Source organism: Rhizobium sp. SU303, assembly GCF_021052345.1.
In the GTDB taxonomy this organism is placed as follows: Bacteria; Pseudomonadota; Alphaproteobacteria; order Rhizobiales; family Rhizobiaceae; genus Rhizobium; species Rhizobium laguerreae.
The window spans coordinates 2,951,670-2,965,377 of the sequence record NZ_CP088095.1; the positions used below are offsets into that span (position 1 = coordinate 2,951,670).

At 61.3% G+C, this 13,708-nt stretch carries 13 protein-coding genes; 6 read left to right on the forward strand and 7 right to left on the reverse strand.

Annotation, left to right across the window (positions count from 1 at the left end):
• Positions 1 to 144 precede the first annotated feature (144 nt).
• Both RlegSU303_RS14845 and RlegSU303_RS14850 read right to left on the reverse strand, forming a co-directional pair.
• Positions 145 to 1,407: an NAD(P)/FAD-dependent oxidoreductase gene (locus RlegSU303_RS14845; RefSeq protein ID WP_017961208.1), complete on the reverse strand. Its 1,263-nt coding sequence runs from the start codon at positions 1,405 to 1,407 to the stop codon at positions 145 to 147.
• Positions 1,408 to 1,516: 109 nt separating this feature from the next.
• Complete coding sequence (locus RlegSU303_RS14850) at positions 1,517 to 1,981, reverse strand: Lrp/AsnC family transcriptional regulator (protein ID WP_017961209.1); 465 nt, start codon at positions 1,979 to 1,981, stop codon at positions 1,517 to 1,519.
• Between the two features lie 158 nt (positions 1,982 to 2,139).
• Between RlegSU303_RS14850 and RlegSU303_RS14855 the strand changes: the two genes are divergently transcribed.
• From RlegSU303_RS14855 to RlegSU303_RS14870, 4 genes are all read left to right on the forward strand, one after another.
• Complete coding sequence (locus RlegSU303_RS14855; protein WP_131719123.1) at positions 2,140 to 2,859, forward strand: aspartate/glutamate racemase family protein; 720 nt, start codon at positions 2,140 to 2,142, stop codon at positions 2,857 to 2,859.
• 233 nt (positions 2,860 to 3,092) lie between these two features.
• Positions 3,093 to 4,010: a bifunctional helix-turn-helix transcriptional regulator/GNAT family N-acetyltransferase gene (locus RlegSU303_RS14860; protein WP_131719124.1), complete on the forward strand. Its 918-nt coding sequence runs from the start codon at positions 3,093 to 3,095 to the stop codon at positions 4,008 to 4,010.
• Positions 4,011 to 4,071: 61 nt separating this feature from the next.
• Complete coding sequence (locus RlegSU303_RS14865) at positions 4,072 to 4,695, forward strand: TetR/AcrR family transcriptional regulator (RefSeq protein ID WP_131719125.1); 624 nt, start codon at positions 4,072 to 4,074, stop codon at positions 4,693 to 4,695.
• Positions 4,696 to 4,805: 110 nt separating this feature from the next.
• Positions 4,806 to 6,020: an MFS transporter gene (locus tag RlegSU303_RS14870; RefSeq protein WP_131719126.1), complete on the forward strand. Its 1,215-nt coding sequence runs from the start codon at positions 4,806 to 4,808 to the stop codon at positions 6,018 to 6,020.
• Here the strand turns inward: RlegSU303_RS14870 and RlegSU303_RS14875 are convergent.
• Positions 6,017 to 6,433: a winged helix-turn-helix transcriptional regulator gene (locus RlegSU303_RS14875; RefSeq protein WP_131628460.1), complete on the reverse strand. Its 417-nt coding sequence runs from the start codon at positions 6,431 to 6,433 to the stop codon at positions 6,017 to 6,019. The genes RlegSU303_RS14870 and RlegSU303_RS14875 overlap by 4 nt on opposite strands.
• A gap of 137 nt (positions 6,434 to 6,570) precedes the next feature.
• On the opposite strand from RlegSU303_RS14875, the gene RlegSU303_RS14880 reads away from it, so the two are divergent.
• Positions 6,571 to 7,458, forward strand: a complete 888-nt coding sequence (locus RlegSU303_RS14880; protein ID WP_131628461.1) for an SDR family oxidoreductase — start codon at positions 6,571 to 6,573, stop codon at positions 7,456 to 7,458.
• Between the two features lie 113 nt (positions 7,459 to 7,571).
• Here RlegSU303_RS14880 and RlegSU303_RS14885 read toward each other — a convergent pair whose 3' ends face one another.
• On the reverse strand, positions 7,572 to 9,404 hold the full coding sequence (locus RlegSU303_RS14885; RefSeq protein ID WP_231283207.1) for a WG repeat-containing protein: 1,833 nt from the start codon (positions 9,402 to 9,404) through the stop codon (positions 7,572 to 7,574).
• 169 nt (positions 9,405 to 9,573) lie between these two features.
• Entirely contained in the window at positions 9,574 to 10,326 is a 753-nt protein-coding gene (locus RlegSU303_RS14890) for a pyridoxine 5'-phosphate synthase (protein WP_131628462.1), read from the reverse strand.
• Positions 10,327 to 10,776: 450 nt separating this feature from the next.
• Here RlegSU303_RS14890 and RlegSU303_RS14895 point away from each other — a divergent pair, with 450 nt between their 5' ends.
• Entirely contained in the window at positions 10,777 to 11,469 is a 693-nt protein-coding gene (locus tag RlegSU303_RS14895; RefSeq protein WP_065280625.1) for a MerR family transcriptional regulator, read from the forward strand.
• 88 nt (positions 11,470 to 11,557) lie between these two features.
• On the opposite strand, the gene RlegSU303_RS14900 is transcribed toward RlegSU303_RS14895, so the two are convergent.
• Complete coding sequence (locus RlegSU303_RS14900) at positions 11,558 to 12,685, reverse strand: ATP-dependent DNA helicase (RefSeq protein ID WP_003541249.1); 1,128 nt, start codon at positions 12,683 to 12,685, stop codon at positions 11,558 to 11,560.
• A gap of 73 nt (positions 12,686 to 12,758) precedes the next feature.
• On the reverse strand, positions 12,759 to 13,682 hold the full coding sequence (locus RlegSU303_RS14905; protein WP_131719127.1) for a LysR family transcriptional regulator: 924 nt from the start codon (positions 13,680 to 13,682) through the stop codon (positions 12,759 to 12,761).
• Between the last annotated feature and the right edge of the window lie 26 nt (positions 13,683 to 13,708).

Here is a 13,708-nt window from a genome sequence, read left to right on the forward strand (position 1 = left end):
GCGCTGGACGCTGATTATTTGGGGAAACCATTGCGCCTAGCCGATCTCCCCACCTGTGGGGGAGATGGCCGGCAGGCCAGAGGGGGGTTACACAGTATGCGCTTGCGTTCATTTCGGTCCTCTGACTTGACTCGAAGAAGGGACCTACTCCTCCCGCATCGTCTCGCGCTGGGTAATCAGCCGGGCGCTGTGCTGGCCGCTCAGATAGATCCACAGCCAGCTCCAGGCGACGGCGAAGCGCGAGCGGGTGCCGATCAGGAAGTAGATATGGGCAAGACCCCAGATCCACCAGGCGATCCAGCCCTTCAGCTTGATCCGGCCGAAATCGATGATCGCGGCACTCTTGCCGATCGTGGCGAGGCTGCCCTGATGCCAGTAGCGGAAAGGCGCCGGCGCCGGTTTGCCGAATATGCGGGCGCGGATCACTTTGGCGACGTAACCGCCCTGCTGCTTGGCGGCGGGCGCAATGCCCGGCACCGGCTTGCCGTCTTCGCGCATGACAGAGGCGGTATCGCCGACGACGAAGACGTCGGGCAGACCGGGCGCGCTCAGATCCTTCTCGACCACGACGCGCCCTGCCCGGTCGGCCGGCACGCCGAGCCATTGCGCCGCAGGCGAGGCGGTGACCCCGGCTGCCCAGACGATCGTCCGGCTGGCAACAAAGGTCTCGCCGATCTTCACGCCGTCGGCGTTGCATTCGGTCACCGGCTTGCCGAGATGGACCTCGACCCCGAGTTTCTCCAGCGCCTTCTGAGCATAGGCCGAAAGCTCCTCGGCGAAGGTCGGCAGCACCCGCGGGCCGGCCTCGACCAGAACGACGCGGGTCTTGCGCGTGTCGATGTTGCGGAATTCCTTGGGCAGCGTGAAATGCGCGAGTTCGGCGATGATGCCGGCCAGCTCGACACCGGTCGGCCCGGCCCCAACGATGGTGAAGGTCAACAGCGCATCGCGCACGGCAGGATCGCTCTCCATCTCTGCCTTCTCGAAGGCAAGCAGCACGCGCCGGCGGATCGTTGTCGCATCCTCAAGTGTCTTCAGGCCGGGCGCCACCGGCTCCCATTCGTCGTGGCCGAAATAGGCATGCGTCGCCCCGGTCGCCAGCACCAGCGTATCGTAACCAAGAGTCATGCCGTTGCGTAAGGAAACAGTCTTTGCGCCGCTGTCGACGCCGGTGACCTCGGCGAGCAGCACCGTCACGTCAGGCCGGTCGGCATAAAGGCGGCGGATCGGCCAGGCGATCTCCGAGGTGGAGAGAATAGTGGTCGCCACCTGATAGAGCAGCGGCTGGAAGAGATGATGGTTGCGCCGGTCGACCAGCGTGATTCTGACACCGGCGCCCTTCAAGCCGTTGACGAGTTGCAGCCCTCCGAAACCGCCGCCGACAACGACGACATGATGATCGCTCATGACCTACCCCTTTTGCGCCATTTCGCTCAAAGCCAATGTGGCCTTCGCCGCGATGGTTGCAACTGCCGTTTCGGCATAGCTCCCCTGCATCCCGGTCGGTGGAACTCACTCAATCGGCATATCCTACGGGGATCGCCGTACCGCCCTTCAGAAGCTCCATCGAGATCGAGGCCGAGACGTCGAAAAGCTCGATCTTGCGTACGATCTGTTTGTAGATCACATCGTAATGCTCGACGCGCGGCAGCACGATCTTCAGGATATAGTCGTGATTGCCTGTCAGGCGGTGCGCTTCGACGATCTCGGGAATGTCGCTGATGATCCGGCGGAAGGTCTCCGTCCATTCGTCGGAATGGTGCGCCGTCTTGACCAGCGCGAAGACCGTCGTCGGCACGCCCATCTTGTCCCGGTCGAGCACGACGATGCGCCGGGCGATATGGCCACTCTCCTCCAGCCGTTGGATGCGCCGCGAGCAGGCCGATATCGAAAGTGCCACGCGCTCGGCAAGATCGGTCACGGATATGCCCGCATCCTTTTGCAGCATGTCCAGAATGCGTCTGTCGCGATCATCGAGCATGTGTCGAACATATACCTCTTGCGTCTTTTTTGCAGGATTTCATCAAATGACGCAAAATCCTATCACATATATGACGCAAGAGACAAACAAAGCAAACACGTCGCGTCGGGATTGCGGCATCATTTTCGAAAGTTCAGAAGCATGGAGAGCATGAAGAGATGGAAACGATCGGCCTTATCGGCGGCATGAGTTTCGAAAGTTCGGCAGTCTATTACCGTGTCGTCAACGAGATGGTGCGTGACCGCAAGGGTGGCCTCGCCTCGGCCGAACTCATCCTGCATTCTGTCAATTTCGAGGAGATCGTCGCGCTTCAGAAGGCCGGCGACTGGGATATGGCAGCGCGTCGCCTCGCCGACGTGGCTCTGCGCCTGCAGATCGCCGGCGCCGGCTGCATCCTGATCTGCACCAACACCATGCATCTGATCGCCGACAAGGTCGCGGAGAAGATCTCCGTGCCACTGATCCACATCATCGACGAGACCGCGAAATCGTTGCATGCGGCCGGCCGCAAGCGCCCACTGCTGCTCGCCACTCGCTACACGATGGAGCACGGCTTCTACAGCGACCGCATGAAGAGCCTTGGCCTCGACATCATGGTGCCTGATGCTGGCGACCGCACCACCGTGCACAACATCATCTTCAACGAACTCTGCGCCGGCAAGGTGCTCGACAGCTCGCGCGACAAGCTCATGGCGGTGATTACCCGCGCCGTCGAGAACGGCGCCGACAGCATCATCCTCGGCTGCACCGAGATCTGCCTGATCCTCGATCCCGACCACTTGCCGCTGCCAGGCTTCGACACCACCGCGATCCATGCCCGAGCGGCGGTCGATTTCGCGCTCGGCGCAGACGAAGCGGCGGAAGAAGAAGCAGCCTGAAGTCGCACCGACAATTTAGTTGACCCAGTCAACTAAATGCACGACAAAAGTCTCTGTTTGGAGATTTTTGCCGGTTTGCTGACACCTCGCTTTCTCCTCGGCGTCATCCTCGGCCACGTGCCGAGGATCTGCCACGTATCGTCCGAAGGCAGATGCTCGGGACAAGCCCGAGCATGACGCCGAGGAGTTGGCCGACTTCGCCTCGCAAAAATCTCCATTTGGAGTTTTTTGTCATGTCCGATATCGCCCTTATCGAAGCCGCCCGCGATTTCAACCGCTTCTATACGAACTTCCTCGGCCTCTTGAACACGGCCTATCTCGACACCCCCTTCACCCTGACCGATGCCCGCATCCTCTTCGAGATCGCCTCGCATGACGGCGTCAGCGCCGTGGCGTTGGCCCGCGACCTGCATCTCGACCCCGCCTATCTCAGCCGTATCCTCAAACGTTTCCGCGCCGAGGGGCTGATCGAGACCAGTCCGGACCCGACCGACCTGCGCAGCCAGGTCATCGCTGTCACCGAGCGGGGACGAGGGCAATTCGAGGAACTGTGCCGGCGCGCCAATGCGCAGATCGCCGCCCGTTTCGACAATCTCGCAAACGGCGAACCGGAGGCAGCGGTCTCCGCGATGCATACGATCCGCGCCCTGCTCGACCCGGCGGCAAAGTCCGCGCCGGCCATTATCCGCGCCCACCGCGCCGGCGATATCGGCTGGATCGTTCAGAGCCAGGGCCGCTTCTACGCAGAAGAATATGGCTGGGATCTGCGCTTCGAGGCGCTGGTCGCCGAGGTCGCCGGAAAATTTCTCGCCAATTTCGATCCGGCCAAGGAATATTGCTGGATCGCCGAACGCCGCAGCGTCAATGTCGGCTCCGTCCTGGTCACCAATGGCGGCGACGGCATCGCCAAGCTCCGCCTGCTCTATGTCGACAAATCAGCCCGCGGCCTCGGGCTCGGCAAATTGCTGGTTGACGAATGCATCCGCTTCTCCAGGGAGAAGGGCTACCGCGAGCTCTCGCTCTGGACCAACGACATGCTGGAGACCGCCCGCGCCATCTACGTCAAGGCGGGCTTCCGCCTTGTCTCCGAGGAGAGACATCGCATGTTCGGCCCCGAGGCGAACGGCCAGAACTGGGTGCTCGATCTTTGAATTTGCTGCATCGCCAAAATTCCGCTTGATTTGGAAACGATCATTCCCTAATTAGGCGGTCATGACCGTTGACAGCCTCGTATCAGATGAAAAAACCCGCAGCCGTGGTCGGCCGCGCGAGTTCGACATGGACGCCGCATTGGATTCGGCCCTACGGGTCTTTTCCGAACGCGGCTACCACGCCGCCGCCATCAGCGAATTGACCGAAGCAATGGGCCTTGCTTCGGGGAGCATCTACAAGGCATTCAAGGACAAGCGCGGCATCTTTCTCGCTGCTTTTGCCCATTATCGAAAACTCGGCCGACGGCGCCTGGAAGCGATGATCGCGTCTGCAGAGACGGGTCGCGAGAAGGTCTTCCAGATGGTGATGTATTATACCGAGCTCTCCTATGGCGAAGCCGGCCGCAAAGGCTGTCTCGTCGTTGGCGGCGCCAACGACTTCGCCCTGCTTGACGAGGAAGCCGCTGCCCACGTCGTGACGGCCTTTGCCGCGGACGAAAAGCTGATGGCCGATCTCATCCGCATCGGCCAGGCAGACGGCACCATTCCGAAGACGGTAGAACCGGCTGCTGCCGCCCTCGCCTTCCTCTGCTTTACCAAGGGCCTGCGCGTCATCGGCAAAACAGGACGCAGCAGGGAAGAGATGCTGTCCGCGGCCGAGGCCGCGATGAAGCTCGTGACCTGAAAAGTCCGCACCGTGGACGAGAGAAATACCGGCATTCGGTCAAGGATCGGGTGGCCGCAGCCAGCATTTTTGCATTCAGTCCTTCCAATCTTTGAATACCGGAGTTTCCGATGAGCATTTCAGCCACCACGCCGGATGAGGCCATTCCCCGGGCGCTATCCCCCTGGCTCACCTTCCTTTTCGCCGCCGCCTGCGGGCTGGTGGCCGCCAATCTCTATTACGGCCAGCCGCTCGCCGGCCCGATCAGCGCCGATCTCGGTTTCACGCCTGCCGCCACCGGCCTGATCGTCACGCTGACGCAGATCGGCTACGGCCTCGGCCTGCTGCTGATCGTGCCGCTCGGCGACCTCACTGAAAACCGCCGTCTGGTGTTGATGCTGATCGCCGTCTCTGCCGTTGCGCTGATCGGCGCGGCGCTGTCCTCGACACCCACGGCCTTCCTCGTCGCCTCGCTTTCTATCGGCCTTTCATCAGTCGCAGTTCAGGTCCTGGTTCCCTTTGCCGCCAACATGGCGCCTGATGCCACGCGCGGCCAGGTCGTCGGCAACGTCATGAGCGGCCTGCTCTGCGGCATCATGCTCGCCCGCCCCTTCGCAAGCTTCGTCGCCGAAGCCTCTTCCTGGCATGTGGTCTACTTCGTTACTGCAGCGCTCATGCTCGTGCTCGCCGTCGTGCTCCGCGCCAACCTGCCGGTCCGCCGGCCGACGACCAGGCTACGCTACGGCGAATTGCTCGCCTCCATGGGCCACCTGGCACTGACCTCGCGCGTGCTGCAGCGCCGGGCACTCTATCAGGCCGGCATGTTCGGCGCCTTCAGCCTGTTCTGGACGACAACGCCGCTGCTGCTCGCAAGTCCCGCCTTCGGCCTGACACAGAACGGCATCGCGCTCTTTGCGCTCGCCGGCGCCGCCGGCGCCGTCGCCTCGCCGATTGCCGGCCGGCTTGCCGATCGCGGCATGACCAAGATCGCCTCGACAATCGCCATGCTGCTCGGCATGGCGTCCTTCCTGATCAGCCATTTCGCAAGCGATGGCTCGCTCGCCGCCATGATCCTGCTGACGGTAGCCGCGATCATGCTCGATTTCGGGGTGACGACCAATCTCGTCTGCGGCCAGCGCGCCATCTATGGCTTGAACCCGGAACATCGCAGCCGGCTCAACGGCCTCTTCATGGCCACCTTCTTTGCCGGTGGCGCACTTGGCTCGGCCGTCGGCGGCTGGGCCTATGCGACCGGCGGCTGGACGATGACGGCCTGGATCGGCTTCTGCTTCCCGGCGCTGGCCTTCCTGCTGTTCCTGACGGAAGGACGCGGCAAGGAAGCCTAACTATCGGCGGAATCAAATCGCGAACGGGCGGCGCGAACGGCATTATGGTTCGCTTCCGCCCAGTTCAGAAGCTGCGACAGCGGCTGGTAGAGCGAACGTCCAAGTTCGGTCATCGAATATTCCACACTCGGCGGCTTGGTCGGGAAAACCTCGCGGTCGATATAACCATCCCTCTGTAGGTCGCGCAGTGTCTGCGTCAGCATGCGCTGCGAAATATCGGGGATCATCCGCCGCAGCTCGCCAAACCGATAAGGCCGATCCGCCAGCACCTCGAGTAGCAGCGTCGACCATTTGCCGCCGATCTGCTGCATCATGTCCCTGACCGGGCAATTGCCGAAATCCAGGCCGGCGAGATCGATCTCGCGCCGCGCCCCCGGCATCCGGTTCTTCAGATTGACGACCGCGGTACTCATCTGCTGGTTCCCTTTTGGTAACGTAGAGCCGAAAAACTGCCTCCTTTACACCGCCAAGTCAATTCCTATTCTAGTGTTACTCTCTTTTTGAGACCACTGGCACAACACAGCCAGCACAACACAGAAGGAAACGACGTATGAGCGAAACCATCCTGGTCACCGGCGCTGCCGGGCAGCTCGGCCAGCGTGTCATCCATCACCTCATCGAGACCTACAAGGTCGCCCCCGGCAACATCGTCGCGGCAACCCGCAGCCCGGAAAAGCTGGCCGACCTCGAAAAGAAGGGCGTCGCCACCCGCAAGGCCGATTTCGATGACGCCGCAGGTCTGGAGAAGGCTTTCGCCGGTGTCGACCGGCTCCTGATCATCAGCACCGACGCACTGGATACTCCCGGCAAGCGCCTCGCCCAGCACCAGGCGGCCGTCGCGGCGGCAGTCAAATCAGGCGTCAAGCATATCGCCTACACCTCGATGCCGGCGCCGGACAATTCGCTCGTCACCTTCGCGCCCGATCATCTCGGCAGCGAAAACGCCATCAAAGCAAGCGGCATCGCCCATACGATCATCCGCGATGCCTGGTATCACGACAACTATCTGCACGGCATGCCGCACAATCTGCAGGGCGGCAAATGGTACAGCGCCACGGGCGGCGGCAAGATCTCGACCATCTCGCGTGACGACTGCGCCCTGGCGATCGCCGCAGCTCTTGCCTCCGGCACATCCGAGAGCGCCACCTATACGGTGACCGGCACCCAGTCGCTGAACAGCCGGCAGATTGCCGCCATCGTTTCCGACGTCGCCGGCAAGCCGCTCGAAGTGATCGACGTCACCGACGAACAACTCGGCCAGGGCATGCGCGGCGCCGGCCTTCCCGGTTTCGTCGCCGACATGCTAGTTTCTGCCGACGCCAACACTCGCGCGGGCAAGTTCGACATCGTCACCGAAGACTTCACCAAGCTGACCGGCAAACAGCCGCAGCCGCTGAGGGATTTCTTCGTGGAGCACAAGGCAGCGCTCACCGCCTGAGGCAACGATCGTTTAATCCCTGTCCTTGGGTCTAACCCGAGGACAGGGACGCAGTATATTCTGGCCTTGGTCCAGAAGAGTAATTCTCGGCACAGACGCTCCGCGGCCGGTCCTCAGAATTGGGAGACGAAGCGAGGCGGCTTTTCCCTAAGGTCGAGCCCGTATTCAAGCTCGGCCCGCATCCAGAGAACACCGCTTTCATAGGGATCGTCAGACATTGTCTCAGCTCGTGCGTCTGCGACATTGCTGTCAGCCCAGTTCTTGACGCACGCGCCGTTCTCGCGTTTCCGCTCATTCCGATCGATTGCACACCATTCTCGTCGTTCGTCAAACGGAACCCATGCTAGACCATCTCGGAAACAGATGATGGCCCGATATTTCGGCTCGACGACAATGTTCCCGGCGGCGTCCGCAATGCCCCAAAGCAAGGTTCCGTTCGAATTCCTGGAGACGCGCTGCCCGCCGTCTGGTTCGCAACGCAACTTTGATTGCCGATCCTCCAGGCGGCGCGGCTCGGCGACTTCACGTCCTGATGCGTCGATCCAAAACTTCCGCGCATCCTTCGATACCGCATAGGCGCCGGAATCGGGCTGCATCTCATCGAACTGGGGAGCGAGGGCCAGTACACCGCTGCTGTCCAGTATTCCCCACTTGCCGTCAACCTTGACGCCGGCATAGCCACCGCTGAAACCATATTGGTCCTGAAATGACGGCGGATCGACAAGCAGTTTGCCGTCCTTGTTCAGAAACCCCCATTTTCCATTGTACCGAACCGACATGGGAAATTTGCAAGTCATGTACGTGTCGTCAAAGAGATACGAAACCGTCGGCTTTTCGTCCGCTCCGACGACCTGAACGCGGCTGCCGCTATGCATGAATTTGATACCCGAAGGACATGCCACCAGCGTCTTCCCGTCTTCCGGGTTGGGCACCAGATCCCCGGCACGGTTGAGCCCGATCCACTGGCCGTCGACCAATATCTTGGCCACCTCACCGGAATAATCGGGCAATCTCGCATCGTCAAACAAACGCCCGCCAAGCAACCGTCCCGCCTCGTCAAGGAGGCCGGCTTTCTGGTCTTCGGTCACACGGTAAAAACCGTTTCGATACCCATGAATCCTAAACGGCTGTGGGGCGAGAATAGTTTGACCGTCCCGGTCGATCACGCCGCATTGGGTGGTGTCGGCCCGGTCACGTTGGATGGACTGATCTTTGTGTCCGGCCGACCGGCCATAACAAACAATTGCTCTTCTTCCATGGAGTTTACCGACTGTTTCGAAGCGAGGCTCGATCTTCCAGGTTCCGTCGGGAGCAAGCAATCCGTATCGTTTATCTCCCGGTTGAGCGGCCCAGACGAAAGTACCGAAGTCGAATTCTTTAATGGCCAGCTCGTCCTTCAGGATCTTTCCCGAGATCAGATCGACGAGCAGATAGCGTGGATCGTCCCTCTCGAAGAGCAGTTCCCCGATCATGAAACGCGGGAAGCCAAAAGATTCCGGCACGATCGCTTTGCCGGGACGAACGAGTGCCGCGTCGGCCGCGAATGGGATGGCACGCGCGTAATTCGGCGGCAGTACAAGCTTTCCCGTCCTGTCGATGATTCCTGCCTTGTCACCGGCCACCACCTCGGCATGGCCTTTGCGAAATGCGCGGGCAAGATCGAACATAGGCGCGATCACCATATCGCCACTCGAATTGATATAGCCGAATTTCCCCTCGGAGCGCACGGCGGCCAGCCCCTCCGAGAAAGGAAGCGCAACTTCGAACTTGCGATCGATGCGCGGTTCTAACGTCGCTCTGTCGATATAGCCGCAAAGAGCGTAGACGCCGCCGCACCTTTCCACCCATCTTTCCGGCCGGGGATCGGCGACGCCGGTCTCAACGGAGCAGAGCAAACACGCCCATGCCGCCGCGACAAACATAAATTGACGCGTAACAACTCTCATCCTAGCGCCCCCCGGTTGAAAGAACTAGGAGATGCTCGTGTGTTGGAAATATGGCCGATCTGCGGGTCGGATGTCACAAGCACAGGAATCCTGCGCCCTCATTCGCTGCACGGGAGACCTTGCTGGGCAAGTTAGTCGCCGCCAATACGCAAGAAGGAAACGACCTTCTTCAAACCGCCTGACCGCAAGCCCGGCAAAAGCGCCGCACCGTTTCCGCCATGCCGTATTCCAGCGCGTCGGCGGTCAGCCCATGGCCGATCGAAACCTCGGCAAGAGCGGGAATGCGCTTCACCAGATCAGGCAGGTTTTCGACCGTCAAGTCATGGCCGGCATTGACGGCGAGGCCGATTGCCAGGGCCGCATCCGCCGTCCGCCCGAGCGCTTCGAGGTTCGCGGTCGCCCGCTCCGGCGCGTCGAAGCAGCCGCCATAGGGACCGGTATAGAGCTCGATCCGATCGGCGCCGACCGCCTTAGCGGTCTCAACCGCTTCTACATCGCCATCGCCGTCGGCAAAGAGCGACACCCGGCATCCCATCGTCTTCAGCCGCGCGACGGAATCGGTCAAGAACGCCTGGTGCTTGCGGAAATCCCAGCCGTGATCGGAGGTCGCCTGGGCGGGATCGTCAGGCACCAGCGTCACCTGCTCGGGTACCGCCCCGGCGCACAGTTCGAAGAATTCCTCTGTGGGATAGCCCTCGATATTGAACTCGGCCTTGGGGAATTCGTCGTCGATCAGGTTGCGGATCACAGGCAGGTCGGAAAAGCGTATGTGCCGCTGGTCGGGGCGCGGATGCACCGTCAGCCCGCTCGCACCGGATTTCAGCGCGATACGCCCGAGCGCTTCGACGCTCGGCCAGGGCAGGTCGCGCCGGTTGCGCAGCATGGCGACGGCGTTGAGGTTCACGGAGAGCTTGGCGGGCATGGCGAGATCCATCGGTCACGGAAATGGGAGGCCTGCTTTTAAGCCAAGTGCTCGGCGATGGCCAACGAGATTCACAAATGGGTGCGATGCCAATCGCTGATGAGCGCCGAAATTACCCTGAGCATTTGCCGCACGCGTACCGCAGATAGTAATTCCCGTCATCTTTGAAGAGGACCGCGAGATCCCGCAGTGCAGCACATGTTTTTGTGCAAGACACCCAAGAACCCGGCAAAATATGCCGGTAAAGTTGCTATCCCATTTAAAAGAGATTATTTTTAGCACTTATAAAAAAGATCGTTCACGCATAACGTGGACATCGTATCGCGTAGAGTACGCCGCGTACTGCTTCTTTCCCAATGAGAAGAACGCCTAGAGGAAACCCCACTCGCCGCGCATGGGAAGCAACTGGCAAAACCGCATGAGGTGCAACAACATGCCCCAGGAGGGTTCATGCCAGACGGTTCCAAACGCCTGTTTGCCACCGCCGGTATCGCTTCGGAGGCCCGATCGAAATATCGGTTCCTGCCTTCAGCCGCGCTACCGCCGGATCTACCTGATGGTCCCGTGCCCATCGCCGATATGGCCAATGCATTCGGGGTTACGCACAGGACACTGCATTTCTACGAAGAAAAGGGATTAATCTCGGCCAACCGCATGGGCCTGATGCGGGTCTACGGCCAGGACGACGTGTTGCGCATGGCCGTCATTACCGTTTGCCGTGAGACCGGCATGCCGATCGCCGTCATCCAGGAATTGATGGACGAACTCCGCAACGCCGATTCGCAGGAAACGGCCGAGGCGATGTTCCGCGAGGCCCTGCAGGTGCGCAAGCGCGAACTGACGGCGGAGATGTCGACGCTGCACCGCCAGCTTCAGCAGGTCGGCGACCTCCTGGACTACGACGGCAGTATCGAGGAGCCGCCGTTAAACGACAATCAGGACAGTGCAAGCCTGACCCCGCAGGAGCGGCGTTGCCTGGAACTGATGGCAGAGGGTTATTCCACCCAGCGAATCGCCCGGGCACTCGACCTGAAGCATGACGAAACCCGTGACCTGGAAGCCGGAATCATCCTGAAATTCCGCGCCAACAACCGCTTCCAGGCCATCGCCAAGGCAGTTCTGCTCGGCATCGTGCAGGCTTAGTACCATCCGCCTAAGACACGGCCGCCACCGTTTCTTCCTCGCCAGCCCTGACTCCGGGAATGCCACCTGATCGCGAGTACGACCAGGATTAGCGGACGATCGTCAGCGTCTCCGCCGCGCGCGTGATCGCGGTATAGAGCCAGCGTTCCCTGGTATCGCGAAACGCCCAACTCTCGTCGAAGAGGACGACGTCGTTCCATTGCGAACCCTGCGCCTTGTGAACGGTCAGCGCATAGCCGTAGTCGAACTCGTCGTAGCGTTTGCGGGTGTTCCAGGGAATCTCGCCCTCGACATCCTCGAAGGCCTGCTTCAGAAGCTTGATCTTGGCCGCGCCCCGGTCCATGTCGTCATCCTCTGGCCGGACGAGCAGATTGATGCCGGGCTTCGTCGTTTCCTTGGATGAGGTCATCACCTGCCAGAGCGAACCGTTGAGCAGGCCCTTTGCCGGATCGTTCCTCAGGCAGACGAGCTTGTCGCCGGTCTGCGGATAATCGGCATTGAAGCCTTTCAACTCGCGCAGGCGCTGATTGTAGCGCCTGCGCGTGCGATTGGTGCCGACGAGCACTTGATCGGCATCGAGCACCAGCTGCTGCGTCACCTCGTTTTTCGAGATCACCTTGGCAGTGCCGTAATCGCCGTACATCACCTCATTGCCTTCGCGCACCTGCATGGCGAGCTTGATGATCGGATTGTCGCGCGCCTGCCGGTGGATATCGGTGAGCAGGTAGTCCGGATCCTGATTGGTGAAGTAGCCGCCGCCTGTAACCGGCGGCAACTGGCCGGGATCGCCGAGCACCAAGATCGGCGTGCCGAAGCTCATCAGATCCTTGCCGAGCGCCTCGTCCACCATCGAGCATTCGTCGACGATGATCAGCGCTGCCTTCGCGACCGGGCTTTGCCGGTTGATCGAAAACATCGGCGCGATCGAGGTCTTGCCTGTTTCCTCGTCTTCCACCGCCTCCTCGCCGCGCGGCCTGTAGATCAGCGAATGGATCGTCCGAGCGTTGGAGGCGCCGCGCGAGCGCAGCACCTGCGCCGCCTTGCCGGTGAAGGCGGCAAACAACACGTCGCCATCGACATTTTCGGCAAAATGCTTGGCAAGCGTCGTCTTTCCCGTTCCGGCATAGCCGAACAGGCGAAAGAGCGGCGAGCGCCCTTCCTTCAGCCATTTCGAAACAGCCTTCAGGGCTTCATCTTGTTGCGGCGCAAATTGCATGATCGCAGGACTTGGCAGGATTCGCGGGCTTTAGGCAAGGCGGAAAACCGCAAATCGCCGGGCGGGACGATCATCAGTTCCACTGCCGGTCCGCGCCGCTGGCGCACATCGACGGGTCCTGGCCCATAGCCTCGGTGAGAAAATCCAGAACCGTCTTGACGCGCAGCGGCATGTTGCGCCGCGAGGGATAGACGACGGTAACCGGCAGCCGGCTCGGCTGGAAATCCTTCATCACGGGCACCAGCCGGCCAGCGGCGATATCGGGCATCGCGATGATGTGCGAAAGCACCGCAAGACCCGCTCCAGCAAGGGCTGCCCGATGAATGGCGACGGCATTGCAGGCAGTCAGCCGCGGTGAGATCCGGACCGATATGTCTTCCGAACCGTTCGAGAAGGACCAGCTATTGGCCTCGCCTGCCCTGTTGTAACACAGGCATTCATGGTCCTTGATCTCCTTCGGTGCGCGGGGAGCCGCCCTGCGCGCGAGATAGGCGGGCGAGGCGACGAGGAAGGCCGTCGTCCAGCCGATCCGCCGGCAGACGAGGCTGCTGTCGGCGACCTGGCCCAAGCGCACTTCGAGATCCAGGCGCTCCTCGATCATATCAGAGCCCTGCTCCCTGAAGATGAGTTCGACCGAGAGCTTCGGATGGGCGGCGAGAAGACCGCCGAGCCGCTCGCTGAGATAGAGGCCGAGTGGTGCTGGAACGCTGAGCCTGACCTTTCCCGAGGCCATGGCGCCGTCCGATCCGGCCGCATCGCCAAGCTCCTCAACCGCTTCGAGAATCCGCAGCGCCATCGGCAGCATCCGCTCCCCCTCTGCCGTCAGCGACAGGCCGCTCGTCGTGCGATGCAGGAGGCGGGTGTTGAAATGGCCCTCGAGGGCTGCGACCTGTCGCGAGACCGCCGGCTGCGTCACGTCGAGATCGTGCGCCGCCGCCGAAAACGAACCCGTCTCCACGACGCGCTGAAAGGTCCGCAATGCCGAAACGATATCCATCCCCTGCCCCTCATACTTTTGCGCAT